Here is a 20,396-nt window from a genome sequence, read left to right as displayed (position 1 = left end):
TCCTTCTGCTTTATTTTGATTTAATTGGATTTTGGGTTAAAAAAACCGCCTCACAGATGATGAGACGGAATTTTTTATTCGCCGTGTAAGAATGCTTTTTTATTAAGAAGAGCTTCTTCAGATTCTACATGATCTTCATCCGGCACACAGCAGTCTACAGGGCATACCGCTGCACACTGAGGTTCTTCGTGGAATCCTTTACATTCTGTACATTTATCTGTTACAATGAAGTATACATCATCACTTACAGGTTCCTGTGGTGAATTGGCATCTACAGTAAGTCCCGACGGCATCGTAATTGTACCTTGAAGAGCCGTACCGTCAGAAGCTTTCCAATCTACAGCTCCTTCATATATTGCATTGTTTGGGCATTCCGGTTCGCAAGCCCCACAGTTAATGCATTCATCAGTTATTTTAATAGCCATCGCTAATTTTTTTTAAATTTGCACAAAATTACAAAATTTTACCCAATTTTAAAGTAATTATGAATACCGAAAATCAAGTTTTAGGACTTATTAAATTAAGTGGTTATATAAAAGCGTTTTTAGCGAAGAAACCGGAAGATCACAATGAAGATGATTCTGATATTGAATTATTATTAAAAAGATCAGAAATAGAAAATCCATGGTTTACTATTGATAATCAGAAATTTGCTTTGCAGCAATGGACAGATCTTCTGACTGAAGAAAATATCAAAAACTGGCTTGGAAATTATTCAATCTCTAAAATTTCTAAAAGAGTTGGACTTATTTTAGCTGGAAATATTCCTTTGGTAGGGCTTCATGATGTCATGTCTGTTGTTTTAAGTAATCACATTCCTGTCATTAAGCTGTCTTCAAAGGATAAGTATATGATTCCGTTTTTGTTAAAGAAGTGGAATGAGTTTTCCAATGAGAATGTAGCGTTTGAATTTGTTGAAAAATTAGAAAATTTTGATGCCGTTATTGCTACAGGAAGTAATAATACAGCAAGATATCTGGAGTATTATTTTAAAAATCATTTGAATATTATCCGTAAGAACAGAACTTCTGTTGCAGTGTTGAAAGGGGATGAAACGAATGAGGAACTGCAGCTTCTGGCAAAAGATATCTTCCAGTATTTTGGATTAGGGTGCAGAAATGTGACGAGAATTTTCATTCCTCAGGATTTTGTAATTGACAGGTTGTTTGAAAACTTCTTAGGCTTCCAGGATATTATCAATCATAATAAATATGCTAACAATTATGATTATAACAGAGCGGTTTATCTTTTGAATCAGGATAAATTCTGGGATAATAATTTTGTAATGCTGAAAGAGGATGACAAACTCTTCAGTCCGCTTTCTGTAATCAATTTCAGCAGATATGAATCGTTGGATGAAGTGAAAAGTTTTATCGCAGAAAATGAAGAAAATATTCAGTGTGTAGTAGCAAAGGAAGAGCTGGGACTGAATGCTATTTCTTTTGGTGAAGCTCAAAATCCAGGCCTTGATACGTATGCAGATAATGTAGATACAATGAAATTTTTAGAACTGGTCTGATTTTCGTATCTTCCATCACTTATTTCACCAGAACAAAAATGAATATTATGAAAAAATTATTGCTGGGACTTGCTCTTGTGGGCGGACAGCTGATTTTTGCACAGAAGATAACAGGTGCAAAGGTTGAAAACAGTCCCAAAAAAGAACAGCAGGCCAGTATAAGTAAGGAGAAGGTTAGTGTATACAATGATAACTTCCTTAAGTTTGTTGAGGCTTTGCAGGCTTCTGACCGTACAGCCATTAATGGATTACTTTCTGATAAGGTAAAGGAAATTGTTACGGATGATGTTCTTAAGAAGGTCAAAGAAGGTATTGATCCCAATAAAAAGCTTGAAATTTTAAAAGCGGGGTATTATAAAACGATGGACGGTACTAATCATCCAAGTATTAAATATAAGTATGCAGGAGAATCATCTTCGAAAGAGGCCATTACAGCAGTATTTGAAGATGATGGTAAAATCCTGGGTGTTTTGCCTGCGAAATAGATGAAATTGTTTTCGATTAACTAAAAAAATATTAACTATGATGACAGATGTTTTAGTCGCTCATTCTTCGGACGTGGAGAAGGCGAATTTTTACAAGAAGACGTATTTGCATGTTGCTTTATCGATTCTTGCATTTATTGGAGTTGAAACGATACTATTAAAAACTGTTCCTGTAGAATTGATTGCCATGATGTTCGGTCAGAGATACATCTGGCTGCTGATTATCGGGGTTTTCTGGCTGGCTTCTGTTTTAGCTTCCAAGTGGTCACTTTCACAAAGTAAATCTACCCAATATTTAGGATTAGGATTTTACATCTTGCTGGAAGCGATTATTTTTATGCCGCTGCTTTTTATTGCGACCAATATTGAAGGAGGAGCCAATGTTATTTTTCAGGCTGCTACATTAACGGTTGCTATGTTTGCAGGTATTTCTGCGGTAGCATTCACTTCTAAAAGAGATTTTTCCTTCCTGAGAAACTTCATTGTAATCGGTGGATTTATTTCCATTGGACTGATTGTAGCGGGAATGATCTTCGGTTTTAACCTTGGATTGTGGTTCTCGGTAGGTATGGTGCTTTTAGCATGTGTTACTATTCTTTATCAGACAAGTAAATTAAAGGATTCATTTGGAACGAATCAGTATGTAGGAGCGGCATTGCAGCTTTTTGCTTCGATTATGCTTTTATTCTGGTATATTCTGAGTATTTTGATGAATAGAAGAAGCTAATTGATAAGTTGTCTTAGCTTTAAAATATAGTCCCGGTGATTCTTCATCGGGATTTTTTTATTATTTAAATGCAAAATTTAAACACAAATGTCACTAATGATTTCACGGATAACACGAATTCAATAGGAATGGTTTTAGTTTGTTTTTAACCACAGATTTCAGAGATTGACACAGATAATTGTGTGTAATTTATTTGTGGTACTTGTGGTTTTTAAAAAATTAAACACAAATGTCACTAATGATTTCACGAATAACACGAATTCAATAATATCAATAGGAACGGGCTTTAGCCCGTTTATTTTAAATGAATCTTTTCCAACGGCTTTAGCCGAAACTTATATGTATCCCACTGATTCCACAGATTGACACGGATGATTGCGTATATTTTTTTTTAAAAACGAATTTTAATATTTGTGAAATTTGTGAAAAACATTTGTGTTATTAGTGTTTTAAACCAAAACCAAAAAATCCTGATGAAAATATCACCGGGATTTTAATGGGTTATCCTTTACAATTTTTCATACAACTTCCAGCCTCATGTGACCGGTTAAAGTCCTTTGAAGTACATTTTAAGTTGAAAGAAAAGATTCTTAAAGAATAGAAAAAAGTATAGTAATGAGGAAAACCTCAGGTATTGTATAGTTTGTGTTTTTACAGTCTTTGATTAAAAATAATCGAAAGAAGTTATTTGTCAATTGATCCTAAAACCTTCTGAGCAAAAGAGTTTAAAGCATCTTTCTCGCTCATTCCGTTTTGTACATTAGCGTGAACTTCCAGAGCTCCACAGATGTTGGTGATCAATTCTCCTGCAACATTCAGATCTTCTTCACTTGTTCCTCTGAATTCGCAGAAGCTTTCCAGTACTTCTAAAGTCTTTTCAAGATTTTCAGGAGTCTGATTCTGATAAAACTGTCTGATTACGGGTAATTTCATTATGCTAATTCATTAAAAAGGTTAATTAAACTTTCTGCCTGGTTAGATTGAACCTGGTTCACTAGTTCTCCGTTTTTAAAGATGGCGAAAGTAGGTAAGTTGTCTACTTTTGCTAATTTTCTGCTTTCAGGAAGCTTTTCGGCATCAACATATAAAAATGGGATAGAATCATTTTCAGAGGCTAATTTTTTGAATTTCGGCTTCATGATTCTGCAGTTTCCGCACCATGTTGCGCCATACTGAACAACTACTTTTTCATTGTCGTTCACTATATTTTGTAATGTATCTTCGGTTAATTCTGTGTACATGATTGTAATTTGAAATTTGTTAATTTGAAAATGTGTCAATGCTTTGTAAAAAGAAAATGAGATAACTTTTGATAATTCTCCAATTATCTCATTTTCAAATTAACACATTATATTAGTTCTTCGCTAAGTATTCTGCTGTAGAAGTTCTGTCAGCTTTCATAGCATCTTTTCCTTCTTCCCAGTTTGCAGGGCATACTTCACCGTGCTTTTGTACGTGGGTGTAAGCGTCGATTAATCTTAAGAATTCTTTTACGTTTCTTCCTAGAGGCATATCGTTTACCGCTTCGTGGAAGATTTTTCCAGTTTCATCGATAAGGTAAGTTGCTCTGTAAGTTACGTTAGAACCTGTGAAAACTTCATTTCCATCTTCATCGTATTCGAAGTCCTGATCAACAATTCCCAATGTGTTAGCCAATTGTCTGTGAGTATCAGCTAAAAGTGGGTAAGTTACTCCTTCAATTCCTCCGTTATCTTTTGGTGTGTTCAACCAAGCGAAGTGTACTTCGTTAGTATCACAAGATGCACCGATTACTTTAGTGTTTCTTTTTTCGAATTCACCTAAAGCCTCCTGGAAAGCGTGAAGCTCAGTAGGGCATACGAAAGTGAAATCTTTAGGGTACCAGAATAAAAGAACTTTTTGCTGGTTGTTTACTGCTTCATCAAGGATGTTGATTCTTAAATCGTCACCCATTTCAGACATTGCGTCAATTGTTAAATTTGGGAATTTTTTTCCTACTAAAGACATAATTTTTCTGTTTTTATATTTAAATTTCTTATGCAAATATATGAAAGATTCATCTATCGAACAAACTAAAATCGATAAATAAAATCTATAATTGTTTTTGGTGTGTTGTTAAATAAAAAAGCCCTGATATCAGGGCTTTTTGTTTATTTTAATAACCAAATATTTCAGTTAAATTAAGTTTTTTCACTTCGCCTAATTTCTGCATATCGGCCTCATTCACTTTGTCTTGAGAAGCCACAAGGCAGTAGGTGTAGTTCTTGTTTTTCATTTCCTTATCATGGAATGAGTTGATGTCTGTGAAAGACAGTTTTGGTGCCTGTTCATAAACATTTTTTCTCATATCAAAGTTGTTTCCAAGCTTTTGAGATTTCAGATAAGAGAAGATGATTCCATCCTGAGTAATTCTTTCAGAAGCAATTGATTTTTTCAATCCGCTTTTCGCTGTTTCAAATAACTGCTCAGATTTCGGAAGAGTAGTCAAAAGCTCATTCATAGCTGTTGTAGACTCATTGAATTTGTCTGCCTGCGTTCCTACATAAGCCATCACCATGTCTTTGTCTGTTTTCTTACTTGGAAGGGCAAAATAAGAATAGGTAGAATAAGCCAGTGCTTTTGATTCTCTGATCGTCTGGAATACAATAGATCCCATTCCGCCTCCGAAATAGTTGTTGAATAAACTTACCGTCGGAGTAGTGGATGCATTGTACGGATCAGAATTTCTTACCCAGAATACTTCTGCCTGTACCATATCATAATGAGCAAATAAAACCTTGTTTTTATCAGTTGGAATCTGAGCGAAAGTTTTAGACTTAGGAAGATCTTTCAGGGTGGCAGGAAGTTTGTGGACAGGTTTCAAAGCTGCTACCACATCATTTCCTGATTTTGGTCCATAATACAATACTTTGTGCTTGAAATTGAACAAATCATGAAGAACATTAATTAAGTCTTCTGCTTTTAATGCATCAAGTTCAGCATCGCTTAGTACGTTGTTGAAAGGATTCTGAGGGCCATATTGAGCATAACTTCTCAACCCGGACATGATGACTCCTTTATTCTGTTTTGCGTTCGCTCTGGCTTTCTTCAACCTAACTTTGTAAGCATCAAGAGCAGCCTGGTCTGCCTGGCAGTTTTTGATTAAATCTTCAAATAAAGAAATGGTTTTATCAAAGTTTTCGTTTAAACCTTCCAGTGATACGTAAGTTTCCTCGTTTCCTGCACTTACATTGAAGCTTGAAGCAAGTTTGTAGAATTCCTTACTGATGATTTCAGAAGATTTGTCTTTCGTTCCTAAATACTGAAGATATTCTGCTGCCAATGGAAGGATTTTGTTGTTCCATTTTCCTGAATCAAAGTGATAATACATTCTGAACAAAGCATTGTCCGTATTTTTTACAGAAAGTACATCTACAGCAGCTAATTTGTTTTTAGCGATGTCTTTGTCATAATTCAACCATACCGGAGCGATAGGGTTTTCAGGCATTTCATCAATCTTCTTAAGGAAAGGAGACTGGTCTTCTCTGTTCACGGAAACCGGTGTAATGGTTGGTTTGTCAACTTTTACAATGCTCTTATCTTCTCCTTTTCTTTTGTAAACGGCAACGTAGTTATTGTTCTGAAGATATTTGGATACAAAATCCATGATATCTTTTTTCGTCAGTTTTGAAATTTCGTCCACATATTCCAGCGATGTTTTGTGGTCAATATCCGAAGTGAATTCATCCATCAGGATACTTGCTCTTGACGAATATTTTTCATCTTTCTGAATAATACCTTTCTTCTCGTTGTTGACGATAGACTGGATAAGATCATCAGAAAAATCACCCTTTCTTAATTTGTCAATTTCCTGAAGAAGAAGGTTTTTTACTTCATCCAGAGATTGTCCTTCAGTGGGTTTACCCTGTAAAAGTAAAACGGAATAATCTTTCAATGCATAAGACCCAGCGTACGCACCCAGTAATTTCTGTTTTTTTACCAGGTCAAGGTCGATTAACCCGGCTTGTCCATTGGTAAGCATATTTCCAACAAGGTTCAGCATTCTGGCATCTTTGGTAGAAGCTCCCGGAAATCTGAAACCAAGCATTACATTTTCAGGATTCGGTCCTACCACTTCTTTTACAACCGGAGTAGTAATAGGTTTTTCCTGTCCTACTTTATATTCAGGAATGGCTTTAGGCTTCATATAGGAGAACGCCTTATCAATTTTTGCAATCACTTCATCCGGATTAAAATCTCCGGACATGATGATTCCCATGTTATTCGGAACGTAATAATTGTTATAATATTCTCTGATAGCATGCAGAGAAGGGTTTTTCAGGTGTTCAATGGTTCCGATGGTGGTTTGCTTTCCATAATTGTTGTTAGGGAAAAGGTTGGCAAACATGGTATCGAAAACTTTATCTCCGTCATCATCAAGAGATCTGTTTTTTTCTTCATATACCGCTTCAAGCTCCGTGTGGAAAAGTCTCAGAACCGGTTCCCTGAATCTTTCTGCCTGTACAGCAAGAAATTTGTCAAGAACATTGGCAGGCACATCTTCCGTGTACACTGTTTGTTCAAAAGAAGTGAAGGCATTGGTACCGTCAGCTCCCATACCAGCCATCATTTTATCGTATTCATTTGCGATTGCAAATTTTGCTGCCTCTCCGGAAACCCTGTCAATTTCTTTGTAGATCTCTTTTCTTTTGGCTTCATCCTTGGTCTGGTTGTACTTTTCGTAAAGAGCATCAATTTGGTCCAAAAGAGGTTTTTCTTTTGCCCAGTCTTTAGATCCAAACTGGTTGGTTCCTTTGAAAAGCATGTGCTCCAGATAGTGGGCAAGACCTGTGTGGTCTGCAGGATCGGTTTTGCTTCCGGCTTTTGTTGCAATATACGTTTGTATTCTCGGGTCTTTATTGGTAGGACTCAGAATAACAGTTAATCCGTTTTTCAAAGTGTAATACCTTGCGGAAGTTGGGTCATTGGTTACATATTTATACTTGTAGCCATTGGAAGTAGCTTCTTTCCACTGGAAATCCTGGCCAAAAGCATATCCTGTGAAACTTGCAGCGGCAATACTTGTCGCGATGGTTAGTTTTTTTAACAGATTCATTGCTGTCGTGTTTTATTTGGGGGTTATTAGTTTGTTAATTGAATTTCTCCAATAAATCTTTAATTCGTTTCATTGCCTCTCTTAAATCTTCTTCAGAAGCAGCATAAGAGAATCTGATACATTCCGGACTTCCAAAAGAGAATCCGCCTACACATCCGACATGAGCATTTTCCAGGATGAACATGGCAAAGTCATCAGAGTTTTTAATTTCGGTACCATTAAGAGTTTTTCCGATATAATACGAAATATCCGGGAAGAAATAGAAGGCAGCCTTTGGAAGGACCACTTTGAATCCTGGGATTTCTTTGATCAGTTCGTAGACAAGATCTCTTCTTTTTTTGAAAGCATCAATCATATATCTGTATTCGGAAGAATCTGTTTTCAGGGCAACAATAGAAGCTCTCTGTGCTACGGTATTGGCTCCGCTGGTCATCTGTCCCTGTACTTTTTCACAAGCTTTTGCCAGCCACTCCGGACATGCAGAATACCCGATTCTCCATCCGGTCATCGCGAATGCTTTTGACATTCCGTTGATTACGGCTGTCTGTTCATATACTTCGGGAAACTGAGCAATTGAAGTGGTTTTCGTTTCATAATTGATATATTCGTAAATCTCATCAGAAATGATCGTTATCTGAGGGTATTTGGCAATTACTTTGGCGATTGATTTTAATTCGTCATACGTATAATATCCTCCTGAAGGATTACATGGTGAGCTGAAAAGAACGGCTTTGGTTTTCTCTGTAATTGCTTCTTCAAGTTGTTCAGCAGTCACTTTGAAATCGGTAACATAAGACGTAGGAAGCATTACAGAAGTTCCACCCATCATTTTTACCATTTCATCATAGCTTACCCAATAAGGTGCAGGAAGCAAAACTTCATCGCCATCATTGATAATAGCTGCCAGAACATTGATAATAGCCTGCTTAGCTCCATTGGAAACACAAATCTGGGTAGGTTTGTATTCCAGGTTATTATCTCTTTTTAATTTATATGCAATAGCCTCACGCAGTTCCAGAAATCCCGGAACAGGAGAATAGTGGCTGTAATTTTGATTGATGGCATCGAATGCTGCCTGTTTGATATTGTCCGGAACATCGAAATCCGGTTCGCCAAGAGTTAAGCTAATCACATCTATTCCGCTGGCTTTCATTTCTCTGGCTTTGTTAGACATTACAAATGTCTGGGAGTATCCTAATCTTTTTACTCTATCTGAAAGTTTATCCATTGTATTTTTTTGAATTTTAACAAATATATAATAAAAACGTGGTGTGTAGGTAATAAAAGTAGGGGGACTTTAAAGATTTTTGTCAGGTTTTAGTCAAATCTTCTTTTAGGTTATAAAAATCTTTTCTTTTGATGTATAAGACTGATTTTAATCTTATTTTAACAAAAAAACTTAATTCGGCGAAGAAGATATTCAATGCGGGAAATGTTGAAAATGGCACTAAATCTATTGAAAGAGATTGGAATAAATTCTTATAAGGAATGATTTTACAGCGTAGGGTTTTGTATCTTTAAACAATCTAAGATCCGTCCTATGAAATATTCCGTTTTTTTATTACTGATTTCCTGTACTGTTTTTTCTCAGAAGCAGTTAAAAGATGACGAAGTGAAAAAATATGTCTCGCAGGTGAATGAAGATTCATTAAAATCATATATCGGAAAGTTGGTGAGTTTTGAAACCCGGCATACCTTGAGTTCGATAGATGATTCTAAGCATGGAATAGGTGCAGCAAGGAATTGGGTGATCAAAAAATTCAATGATTATGCTAAAAATTCGGGTGGAAGAATGGAAGTGTATCTGCAGCACGAAGACGTTCAGCCGGATGGAAAACGAATTGACCAACCTGTAAATCTTGGAAATGCTGTTGCTTTTCTGAAAGGAACAGATCCGAATGACAAGAGAATTTTTCTGATCGGAGGACATCTGGATTCCAGGGTAACGGATATGATGAACAGAACTTCCAAAGCGCCTGGTGCCAATGATGACGGGAGTGGAGTAAGTGCTGTGATAGAATCTGCCAGAATACTGAGCAAATCTTCGTTTCCGGCATCTATCATTTTTGTGGCCTTTTCGGGAGAAGAACAATCTTTGTTAGGCTCCAAGCAATTGGCCGGGAAAATTAAAAGAGAAAATGGACAGCTGGAAGCGGTTCTGAACAATGATATGATCGGTAATCCCAAAGCAGGAGAAACGGGAGAAATCAATACCCGTATCCTTCGTGTATTCAGCGAAGGTCTGCCTTACAAAGATCTGGATAAAAAAGCAATGACTATCAGAAATCTTGGTTTTGAAAATGATAGTGAATCCAGGCAGCTGGCTCGTTATATCAAAGAAATTACAGAACAATATGTCAAAGGATTGGAGATTAAACTGATCTATAGGAATGACAGATTTTTGCGTGGAGGAGATCACACCAGCTTTGTGAATAACGGATTTCCTTCTGTTAGACTGACTGAATATTATGAAAATTACGATCATCAGCATCAGGACATAAGAATTGAAAACAATAAGCAGTATGGTGATCTTCCCGAGTTTATAGATTTTAAATACCTGAAAAAGAATGTCGCAGCCAATGTTGCCGTGTTGGCAAGTCTTGCAAAATCTACCTCGAAACCGGAGAAAGTTGAAATGGATGTGAAAGAGCTGACAAATTCAACAACTTTACATTGGGAAAAACCAAAATCCGGAATCCCCGCAGGATATTATGTGCTGGCAAGAGAAACGGACAGTGCGGTATGGCAGAAAAAAATATTTACCACTGGACTTTCTATGAAAATTCCGCTTTCGAAAGACAATTATATTTTTGCTGTACAGAGCGTAAGCCCGTCAGGAAATCTGAGTGTCCCTGTTATACCAGGAATTGCAAAGTGATGGATTGTGCTGGAAACCAGAATTTACAGCCGGATCAGGAAAAGTAGATTTGAATACAAGAGAAATAAAACTTATTTTTGCGTTTTATAATAATTCACATGTCTGCATCGTTACTATTAAAATATTTCCCGGATCTTACTGAAAAACAGAAAGAACAGTTCGGAAAACTGGAAAATCTGTATAATGAATGGAATGAAAAGATCAATGTAATTTCCAGAAAAGATATGGAATCACTGTATGAAAAGCATATTCTACACTCGTTGGGAATTGCAAAAGTGATGGAATTTGCCCCGGGAACCAAAGTTTTGGATATTGGAACAGGAGGTGGTTTTCCAGGTATCCCTTTAGCGATCCTCTTTCCTGAGGTAGAATTTACTCTGATCGATTCTATTGGTAAGAAAATCAGTGTGGTACAGGCTGTAGCAGACAGAGTAGGATTGACCAATGTAACAGCTATCCATGGAAGAGCAGAAAAGCTTAAAGAAAAATTCCATTTTGTAGTCAGCAGAGCGGTAACTCAAATGCCGGAATTTTTAAGATGGCTGAAAGGGAAATTTGAAAAAGAACAGTTTAACCCTAAACATAACGGAATTTTATATTTGAAAGGAGGCGATCTCGCAGAAGAACTTGCCGGACTTAAATGTGAAATTTTCAATCTTAAACACTATTTTGATGAAGAGTTTTTTGATACGAAGAAAGTAGTTTATGTATCAAAAGGTAATTTTAATTCCTGATTTTTATGTAAATAAGGAATAATTTTTGCTAATATTTGTTAATAATCAGAAAAGTAAAGGTTATGAAAAAACTTTTAAATATTGGATTTTCAGTATTCGTGTTTAGCGTGCTTCTGGTTTCGTGTAATGATGATGACTATCATACCATTGAATCTATTGGTAAAATCAAAATAGACAGTGTCAAAATTGTCAATGATACCATGGATGTTTTTGCCATACAGAGCATCAAAACGTATTCCACTTATCCGTCTCATTGTGAGGGTTTTTACGGATATGATTATGTTTACAATACCAATCTGGAAAGAACGGTTACTTCTTACAAATATATCACCAACGGACCTTGTACGCAGGGGAATTACGTGGGTGCAAATAAAATCAACTTCAGCCCTCAGAGAAAAGGAACTTATACTTTTAAATTCTGGAATGGAGGAAATAACTGGATTACCAAAACAATTGTAGTGGAATAATGAGATTGACTTTTGTATTATGTTTATTGGCAACACAGGCTGTATCCGGACAGAAAATTATCTGGGAAGAAGGCAAAAAATTAACATGGGAGAACTTTAAAAGCCCGGTTAACAAGAAAAAGAATCCTGATGTAGCGGCTTACACCCATTGTGGCTGGGAGTTTTATGCTGAAAAATCTTCGAATCCGAAGGCGCCGGTTACAATTACCATTAAAACACTTTTTCATGAAGATAAATCATGGAAAGATGTTAAAAAAATGGATGACTATATTCTTCTTCATGAGCAAAAGCATTTTGATATTGCAGAATTATTTGTGAGAAAATTCAGAAAAGCAGTTGCGGAGAGAATTAAAAATTCCGGAGATTATAATAAATATTTCCAATCTATTTATGACGGGATATCCGTTGATTATAAAAACTTCCAGATGGCCTATGACAGGGAAACCCGCCATGGAATCGATAAAGAAAAACAAACCGAATATAATCAGTCAATTTCTGAACAACTTGACAACTTAAAAAGCTATAAAACCCTTTGAAATTCCTCAATAAGATCATTCACGAACTGCTGGCACAAAACACTGACCTTTCTGCGTTTAATATCATTCTGCCCGGAAAACGTCCCATTGTGTTTATCCGACAGATTCTGGAGGAAAATAACTATTCAGGGTTTCTTCCTAACTTTTTTACCATCGAGGAGCTTATCAATAAAATAGCGGACCATCAGACTATTCAGGGAATTCCGCTGTGGCTTTTCTCTTTTGATGTGTACCGAAGCCTGAACCTTATCCCCAGAGATGATTTTTCCGATTTTCTAAAGTGGTTTCCCACCTTACAGAAAGATTGGGATGATATTCTCAAGTTTTCGGATAGTGATCAGGCAGTTCTGCAGTATATGTTTGATGAGGAAAGGATCAAAGAATGGGCTCAGGACCTTGGAGAAGATGATGATGTCCCAAGAAAAAAGTTTCTTAATTTCTGGCAGAATATGAACGTTTTTCTTCCTGTGCTCAAGGAGAGACTGCAGGAGAGAAACTGGGCAACTTCCGGAATGATTCACGAGGCGGCTAAAGCCAGGATTGTTGATTTTGCGAAAAACACCAAAGAAGAATTTGTTTTTTGTGGTTTCAATGCCTTTACTCCGGTAGAAGAAAAGCTTGTAAGAAGCCTTTTGCAGTGGAATAAAGCGCAGTGTTTCTTTCAGGCAGACCGCTATTATTTCAATGATGAAAGACAGGAAGCCGGAAAATTTCTGAGAAATCATAAAACCTGGAAAGAATTTGATGATAACAGAGCTTTCCAATGGATAGAAGACGATTTTAACCAACCTAAAAAAATTAAGGTATACGAAGTGTCCGGGAATGTAACCCAGACCAAAGTACTGCCTGAGATCTTTAAAGAGATCAATAATAAAACTTACTCCAATACGGCGGTAGTACTGCTGGATGAAAATCTTCTTCCGGCCAGTCTTGATGTGATGCATGGCGTTGATAATTTGAATATTACAATGGGATTCCCGTTGAAAAATTTATCTTTCTCCAATGCGGTGAAACGTCTTTTCTACCTGCAGAAACAATTGGAAAAAAACAAACTGTCTTATTATTACAGAGATGTTTTCCCCATTTTGGAAGAACTACCAAAATCTGTAGAAGATGAGCAGATTATCAATGAGTTTAAAGCCAAAGTAGAAGAGCGGAATATTGTTTATATTTCCAGGAAACTTTTACATGAACTGCTGAGCGGTCTGTCTTATTATGGTCTTCTTCAGAAAGCAACAGGAACCAACGGTTACCTGGATATGCTTATTGAGTTCTGCCAGCAGGTAAAATGGCTTGAAATAGATGATATCCAGTATGAGAATGTCTCTCACTTTGAAAATGCATTCAGAATCATCAAAAACCAGCTGACTCCCTACAATATTGAAATTAAAATGGAAACGCTGGAAATTCTGATCAACCAGCATATCAATTCTGAGAGTATTGACTTTCAGGGAGAGCCTCTGAGAGGGCTTCAGATAATGGGATTACTGGAAACGCGTCTTCTGAACTTTGAAAACGTTATTCTGCTTTCCGTCAACGAAGGAAAACTTCCGCTTGGAAACTCTCAGAATACCTATATTCCTTTTGATATCCGAAGGTTCTTTGATCTTCATACTTTTCTTGAAAATGACAGCATTTATGCCTATCACTTTTACAGACTGATTCAGGATGCGAAGAATGTACATTTACTATACAATGCCTTAAGTTCCGGAGTCAATACCGGAGAGAAGAGCCGTTTCATTACCCAGATCGAAATGGAAAGTTCTCATGAGATCGAACATCTCATTATTGAAAATTCTTCAGAGCCTATTGCCACCAAACCGATAGAAATTTCCAAGACACAAATTGTGCAGGAGCGTCTTCAAAAATGGAAGGAAAAAGTATCTGCTTCCCACCTGACGAGTTATCTTTACAATCCGATTGATTTTTACCTTTCCAAGATTTTAAACACTTCGGAAACGGATGAAATTGAAGAAGAACTGTCGATAAAAAATTACGGAAATCTGGTTCATTATTCACTTCAAGAAGTGTATGAGGTATTGAAGGGTAAGGTTTTAAAAGAAAGTGATTTAAAGAATTCAGTTAAAGCGGTAGATGAATATATCAATATTGCTATTGAAAAACTGAAACACCAGCCGGAATTCTATGAAAAAGGGATGAATTATATCCATAAGGCTATTGCTAAAAAGGTGATTGAAAATGTATTGAATCATGATCTTGAACTCATAAGGCAGGGCAATAAACTGGAGATTATTGATATTGAAAGAAGGTTCGAAAATATAGATTTTCCTCTTGATGGAAATGATAAAATTTCTTTCTTCGGATTCATTGACCGGATTGACAGGCTGAATGGTACTCTAAGAATTATTGATTACAAAACAGCGAAAATTAAAAACCTCAATGTAAAGATTGATCAGGATAATGTAGATGAATATTTTCATAACAGCGACAGAAAACAGGCACTTCAGCTTTGTATCTATCATTACGTTGTTCAGCATCTTCCTGAGTTTTGGGGATTCCCGATTGAAACAGGAATATGGAGCTTTGCAGATGCTAAGAAGGGAATGGTTTCCTTACAGTTTGATAAAGGAAATATTGATGATGCGATGAAATCAGTTAAAAGTCTTATTCTTGAAATCCTGAATCCGGATATCAATTTCGTGGAAACGATAAAAACATATTAAAAATTTTTAGTCTTAGTAGATTTTTTCTCTCTGTTTATTCTTAATAAATAAGCTGGGTTAGAATTGTTTACTTCATACCATGCAGTGTTAAAATCAGGTAACTTTTTGTGTATCTTTATTACTTATTAAAAACTTTTAAAGTTTAAATCAGATACATTAAGCAGCACCAATGAAAAAGATCCTGATATTTTTAGCTATTGCTTTTTCTCTTATTATCAAATCTCAGCAAAAGAATGATTCTCTGAATATGGCCCTTCAGAATGTAACGAAGGATACTAAATTTGGTCTTGCCCTCAGTGGTGGCGGTGCAAAAGGGTTTGCCCATATCGGAATTCTGAAAATGATTGATTCATTGGGAATAAAAGTAGATTATATCACTGGAACCAGTATGGGAGGAATTCTGGGAGGCTTATATGCAATGGGTTATAATGCTGACCAGTTGAAACATACGATCTATAAAATGGACTGGAACAGGATTTTAAGTAATAAAATTCCTTATAATAAAGTCAATATCAGTGAAAAAGACGAATACGACAAGTATATCCTTGAGTTTCCTGTTGTCAAAGGATTTCCCACTCTTCCAAGTTCTTATATAGAAGGTCAGTACATGGGAGAGGTTCTTAATACCCTTACTTTCAATGCCAAACATATTAATGATTTCAGCAAACTGAGAATTCCTGTGCAGCTTACTTCTTCCGATATTGAAAACGGAGGTCTGGTAATGCAGAAAGAAGGATCATTACCGTTGGCTATTCGTTCTACACTGGCCATTCCTGCTGCGTTTGCTCCTGTTTATATCGATGGAAAGCTTTTGGTAGATGGCGGTTTGGACCGTAATTATCCAGCTAATGAAGTTCGTGAGATGGGTGCTGATTTTGTTATTGGAGGCTATACCGGATTCAGGCTTTTTACGAAAAAGGAGATTGAAAACCCGATGAAGATGATTTATCAGACTCATGCCATCCGTTCCGTGGAAGACTTTAAGCATCAAAAAGAATTCTCCAATATTCTTGTAGACTTTGTAGATCCTTTGGGAGAGATTACCACGAAGGATTTTGCCAGATACAGAAAGATTATCAAAATAGGAGAGATTGAAGCGAGAAAACATCTTCCTGAGTTTGTAGCTCTTGCAGAAGCGCAGCGAAAAGCCGGAATTACATATGAGCATACGATGATTGAAGAGGTAAAACTGCCTACCACAAAATTCACTTTTAACGAAGAAGACGGAACGCCTATTACTGATGCGGCTGAAATCGAAGTATTGAAAAAGCAGATGGGGCTTACGGAAGGGAAGTATTACGATGCAAAAACCGTTAATGAAGCTATAGACCGCGTTTTTGGAATGCGTCAGTACGTTAAAGTGTATTATACCTACACCAATGTAAACGATGGTCTTGTGATGAATGTATTTGTGAAAAGAGCGAAAAAAGGGGCATTTAAACTTGCGTTGCACTATGATACAGAACAGTCTGTAGGAATTATTGTCAATTATACGTACAGAAATATTCTCCTGAACCGATCAAGATTTCTGGCAACAGTAGATATTTCCGAACGTTTCAAAGCGAAACTTGCTTACCAGCAGTTCCTGGATAGCGGAGAGCGTCTATGGCTGGATCTGGAGGCTAAGATTGTTCATCTTAAAAGTAATGACCTGAACTTCAGGTTGTATGATGTAAATGAAGATGGAGGTGATCGTTTTCCTAACCATATGTACCGTAATATAACCGGAAAGATTGCGCTGAATTATAATATCAACCCCAACGCTTATATATCATTGGGAACAGAATTCAGTACGGAAAGAATGTACAGCTTACTGGATAAAGTAGACCAGTCGAAAGTAGATAATTACAGTAAAAAGCTGTATAACCATAGTAATTTTAATACTTTCCTTAAGTTTGAGCAGAACAATCTTAATAAAAGATATTTTACAACAAGGGGGAATCATCTGCAGGTAAGTACAAGATTTTATTATGGAGATCAGTATGAACTTTATGATCTGAACGTTGTACAGCCTCTCCTGTATCAGATCCTTAACCCGAAAGAATCTTACTATTCCGAACCTAAAAACCTTGTTTCATTCACCTTAAATGAGAACTTTTTCCATCCCATCACAAGAAGACTGACGGTAAAAGCTAATGTGTTTCTGGGGACAAGCTTTGGATCAAAGAAAGAAGATCAGGTTCCCTATCTGTTTTTGAATCAAAAATATAATCTGGGAGGAAGCGAATATAATTATGATCTGCTAAGCCCAGAATTCAATGGGCTTCGTCAGAAAGAGCTTCCGATGACTTCGGTGGCTAAGGCTTCGGTGGCATTTCAGTACAGAATTATGAAAAGACTATACCTTACTCCTTCGTTCAGTTATGGAAAGGTAAGTGAAGAGCTTTCTCCTTTTAATGACAGTTTTGATATGTTTGGGTACGGTTTAAACCTTGGCTATGAATCTCTCATTGGTCCTATTGGTCTGAATATTTCCAGAAACAGCCAACTTGATTTTTCAAGGATCTATTTCAGTATCGGCTTCAAATTTTAAACAAAACTTTTATCAATTTAGAAGATAGTAAAAATCCTTTTATCTAAAGTACTATTCAGATAAAAGGATTTACTGTTTATAGAATCAATTATTTAATCTGTTTTCTTGGGATTTCCGGTCTTGGCATTTTGTAATAGCTTCCTGACATGCTTTTTAAAAATGCTACAATAGCATCTATTTCCTGCTCATTCAGACGTAAAGGTTTTATCAGATGATCCGTAACCGGAAAGTTAGGATCGGCTTTCTTTTCTTCCGGAGTAGGGTTAATCATCTGCATGCCGCTGTTGTATAAACTGACAATGCCGTGCATATCATCCATCAGTCCGTTATGCATCCATGGGGCAGTGTAATCAAGATCTCTCAGGGAAGGAGTTTTAAATTTACCTGTATCATCAGAATTCTTAGTGAAATGATAGAGGCCAAGATCTTCATATTCCCGTTTGTAATAGGTGAGTCCTATGTTGTGGAAAGATTCGTCTGTAAGGTTTTTTCCGTAGTGACAGTTCATGCACCTTGCCTTGGTACGGAACAGATGCATTCCGTAGATTTCTTGATCACTCATTGCTTTATAATCCCCTTTGATGAACTTATCCAGTTTGCTGGGCTGGCTTCTGATGGTCCTTTGAAAAGTAGACAGTGCTTTGGCGATTTTATCAAAGGTAATCTTATCAGTTTGATAGACTTCTTTGAAAAGCTTTTTATATTCTTTAAATTTTGAAAGTTTTCTGGCCAGCTTTTCCGGTTTCATATTCATTTCGTTATGAGCAGAAATAGGTCCTACAAGCTGTTCTTCCAATGTTTTGGCTCTTCCGTCCCAGAAATAGGACTGGCGGTCTGCAATATTGAAAAGCGACTGTGTATTCCTTTTTCCCTGCAAATGATCGGTTCCCAGCGCCACTTCCTGACCGTCTGCCCAACCCAGTTCCGGGTTATGACAGCTGCTGCAGGATACCTGGCTGGATTGTGACAGTTTAGGATCAAAAAACAGTTTTTTCCCAAGCATTACTTCAGGAAGTTCCTGTGTGTCATAATAATTGGAATCCCATTCTATGGCTTCAAATTCTTTCCAGTTGACATCTGCATCTACTGCAGGTTTGGGCCAGTATTTTATGGACTTTTTATATTGTTCTACAGCCTCTCCATAATCTACCTTGTACTTTTGGAGGGTGTGTTGCATAAAAAACAAGGAAATTCCTCCAAGAACAACGGCTAATTTAATATCTGAAAATTTTATCATCATATGTTTAAAAAATACTTCCTATACTGATAGCAAACAAAGTATCGCTGCCATTGTTAAAATTACTGTAAATCATCTTGCCTCCTACGAAAGCATTTTTCACGACAGGGAAGTTAAAATGAAAATGAATATCAAGTTTTGCCTGCCAGAAATTCGAAGACTGGAAGGCATAGTTTTCCTGAAGCATCGTATTGATGGACGGTTTTCCGGAATTATTGAAAAGCGCATCTTTTTGATAGACATTGGTTGCTGAAAGTCCTGCTATAACAGACAGTGTTTGTAAATTTTCGAAAGTTTTCAGCCATTGATAATCTGCTCCGTATATAAGCTTACTTAATTCTATTCTTGATAGTGGGCTACTGTACTTTTCTTTTTCCTGAATCCATCCAAAGAAGGGAAGCAGAGACGATTTTGCCTTTTCGTTGCCCATCTGTATAAGTCCTTTGAAAATAATAGTATTGATCTTATGGTTGTATTTTTCCACACTTCCAATCTGTATATAATTTCTTGAGTTCTCGTTCAGAAAGAGATTTTCAGTTCCTCTTCTTTCCGTACTGTTTCCTTCTGCAGAAATTCCCCAGACTGTTTTCCCTGAATCAAAGAATTTTGCGGCTGAAAAGGTAAGCTGCTGTTCATCAATTTTTGAGGCATTGAGGTCCGCGTATTCTGTCAATAATTTATCAAGATTAAACTTTTTAAGACCTATATTCAGATACCAGTTTCTGTTGTCTGCTTCAAAGATCTGTAAACCTCCTCCGTAAGACCAGCCTTCGTAATAGGCCTGACGAAGTTTTCCGGAAAGCAGCTCGTTGTAATTTCCCAGTCCGCTCATATTATAAATCATAGGATATCCCTGATTGCTGACAAAGCTCAGATAATGTTTTTGAGTATATTTTTCAGCATGTACATGAGCTCCGACTCTGAATTTCTGGAACATAAGCTTATCAGCTCCCATTGCCAGAGAAAAATGAGCGGCAGTATTTTTCGGTCGCGGATCTGCATCTCTGTAACTCAATGTTGCCTGGTAACTTCCTTCAATTCCTAAAGTATAGGTATTGATTTTTTTAGAATACCCTCCTGAAAAACTATAGTTTTCAAATTTCATATCACCACCCACGCTGTCTGCAGCTACATAAGGGTAGATCAGGTCATAATCTGAATTTTCATTCCATATCACCTGCTTATTTTTCCCTTGTGTGTAAGAAGCATTTCCCCAGACTGATGTTTTATCATCAAGCTTCTGTAAGCTGTACACTTCTGCGCCCCATAAGTTTTTTCCTTTTCCTTTTTGCTGCAGCTGATTGGGAGTGTTGCTTTTTTCTGTCAATATAGTAAAGGTTGTGATGCTGTGCTTCCTTGCTCCTGCATAACTGGCTGGATTGAGGGTAAGACTGCTTTTGATAAGCCTTTGAAAGCTGTATTCTTCGCGTACTTTCTCTGTGATAGTGTCATTGATCTGGGCATGCATTTTTATCCCTGAAAAGGAGAAGAGCAGGATCGATATGGAAAGAAAATATTTCAT

General features: G+C 36.8%; 17 protein-coding genes. 9 read left to right on the top strand and 8 right to left on the bottom strand.

Features of this window, described 5'->3' with window-relative positions; all coding sequences use genetic code 11:
• Window positions 1–74 precede the first annotated feature (74 nt).
• Complete coding sequence (locus DDF69_RS17620; RefSeq protein WP_034698512.1) at window positions 75–425, bottom strand: 4Fe-4S binding protein; 351 nt, start codon at window positions 423–425, stop codon at window positions 75–77.
• 59 nt (window positions 426–484) lie between these two features.
• On the opposite strand from DDF69_RS17620, the gene DDF69_RS17615 reads away from it, so the two are divergent.
• The 3 genes from DDF69_RS17615 to DDF69_RS17605 are packed head-to-tail and all read left to right on the top strand — an operon-like array spanning window position 485 to window position 2,731.
• Entirely contained in the window at window positions 485–1,519 is a 1,035-nt protein-coding gene (locus DDF69_RS17615; RefSeq protein ID WP_114821928.1) for an acyl-CoA reductase, read from the top strand.
• Window positions 1,520–1,566: 47 nt separating this feature from the next.
• Window positions 1,567–2,004: a peptidylprolyl isomerase gene (locus DDF69_RS17610; protein ID WP_228412034.1), complete on the top strand. Its 438-nt coding sequence runs from the start codon at window positions 1,567–1,569 to the stop codon at window positions 2,002–2,004.
• A 37-nt stretch (window positions 2,005–2,041) separates the two neighbouring features.
• The gene (locus tag DDF69_RS17605) at window positions 2,042–2,731 is read left to right on the top strand and encodes a Bax inhibitor-1 family protein (protein ID WP_114821926.1); all 690 of its coding nucleotides are present in this window, start codon (window positions 2,042–2,044) and stop codon (window positions 2,729–2,731) included.
• A gap of 684 nt (window positions 2,732–3,415) precedes the next feature.
• On the opposite strand, the gene DDF69_RS17600 is transcribed toward DDF69_RS17605, so the two are convergent.
• The 5 genes from DDF69_RS17600 to DDF69_RS17580 form a co-directional block, all read right to left on the bottom strand.
• On the bottom strand, window positions 3,416–3,664 hold the full coding sequence (locus DDF69_RS17600; RefSeq protein WP_002980002.1) for a DUF6952 family protein: 249 nt from the start codon (window positions 3,662–3,664) through the stop codon (window positions 3,416–3,418).
• A complete protein-coding gene (locus DDF69_RS17595) occupies window positions 3,664–3,972 on the bottom strand; it encodes a thioredoxin family protein (protein ID WP_034698499.1) in 309 nt (102 codons plus the stop codon). The genes DDF69_RS17600 and DDF69_RS17595 overlap by 1 nt, the downstream gene beginning before the upstream one ends.
• Window positions 3,973–4,084: 112 nt before the next feature.
• Window positions 4,085–4,717 (bottom strand): peroxiredoxin, encoded by a 633-nt coding sequence (locus tag DDF69_RS17590; protein WP_034698496.1) that lies wholly within the window; start codon window positions 4,715–4,717, stop codon window positions 4,085–4,087.
• Between the two features lie 148 nt (window positions 4,718–4,865).
• Window positions 4,866–7,805, bottom strand: a complete 2,940-nt coding sequence (locus DDF69_RS17585) for a M16 family metallopeptidase (RefSeq protein WP_114821925.1) — start codon at window positions 7,803–7,805, stop codon at window positions 4,866–4,868.
• A gap of 34 nt (window positions 7,806–7,839) precedes the next feature.
• On the bottom strand, window positions 7,840–9,033 hold the full coding sequence (locus DDF69_RS17580; RefSeq protein WP_114821924.1) for a pyridoxal phosphate-dependent aminotransferase: 1,194 nt from the start codon (window positions 9,031–9,033) through the stop codon (window positions 7,840–7,842).
• A gap of 312 nt (window positions 9,034–9,345) precedes the next feature.
• Here DDF69_RS17580 and DDF69_RS17575 point away from each other — a divergent pair, with 312 nt between their 5' ends.
• The 6 genes from DDF69_RS17575 (at window position 9,346) to DDF69_RS17550 (ending at window position 17,637) form a co-directional block, all read left to right on the top strand.
• Window positions 9,346–10,683, top strand: a complete 1,338-nt coding sequence (locus tag DDF69_RS17575; RefSeq protein ID WP_114821923.1) for a M20/M25/M40 family metallo-hydrolase — start codon at window positions 9,346–9,348, stop codon at window positions 10,681–10,683.
• A gap of 98 nt (window positions 10,684–10,781) precedes the next feature.
• Window positions 10,782–11,417 carry a 16S rRNA (guanine(527)-N(7))-methyltransferase RsmG gene (gene rsmG / locus DDF69_RS17570; RefSeq protein ID WP_114821922.1) on the top strand — a complete coding sequence of 212 codons (636 nt, stop codon included), beginning with the start codon at window positions 10,782–10,784 and terminating at the stop codon, window positions 11,415–11,417.
• Window positions 11,418–11,479: 62 nt separating this feature from the next.
• Window positions 11,480–11,884, top strand: coding sequence for a hypothetical protein (locus DDF69_RS17565; protein ID WP_114821921.1), 405 nt, complete (start codon window positions 11,480–11,482; stop codon window positions 11,882–11,884).
• Window positions 11,884–12,420 (top strand): DUF922 domain-containing protein, encoded by a 537-nt coding sequence (locus tag DDF69_RS17560; protein WP_114821920.1) that lies wholly within the window; start codon window positions 11,884–11,886, stop codon window positions 12,418–12,420. The genes DDF69_RS17565 and DDF69_RS17560 overlap by 1 nt, the downstream gene beginning before the upstream one ends.
• A complete protein-coding gene (locus DDF69_RS17555; protein WP_114821919.1) occupies window positions 12,417–15,104 on the top strand; it encodes a PD-(D/E)XK nuclease family protein in 2,688 nt (895 codons plus the stop codon). The genes DDF69_RS17560 and DDF69_RS17555 overlap by 4 nt, the downstream gene beginning before the upstream one ends.
• A 169-nt stretch (window positions 15,105–15,273) precedes the next feature.
• A complete protein-coding gene (locus DDF69_RS17550) occupies window positions 15,274–17,637 on the top strand; it encodes a patatin-like phospholipase family protein (RefSeq protein WP_114821918.1) in 2,364 nt (787 codons plus the stop codon).
• An 88-nt stretch (window positions 17,638–17,725) separates the two neighbouring features.
• Here the strand turns inward: DDF69_RS17550 and DDF69_RS17545 are convergent, their stop codons facing one another.
• Window positions 17,726–18,874, bottom strand: a complete 1,149-nt coding sequence (locus DDF69_RS17545) for a cytochrome c peroxidase (protein WP_114821917.1) — start codon at window positions 18,872–18,874, stop codon at window positions 17,726–17,728.
• 7 nt (window positions 18,875–18,881) lie between these two features.
• A complete protein-coding gene (locus DDF69_RS17540) occupies window positions 18,882–20,396 on the bottom strand; it encodes a DUF6850 family outer membrane beta-barrel protein (protein WP_114821916.1) in 1,515 nt (504 codons plus the stop codon).

The sequence above is a fragment of the Chryseobacterium sp. KLBC 52 genome (genome assembly GCF_003347605.1).
Classification (GTDB): Bacteria; Bacteroidota; Bacteroidia; order Flavobacteriales; family Weeksellaceae; genus Chryseobacterium.
This window is presented reverse-complemented; position numbering and strand designations above follow the sequence as displayed.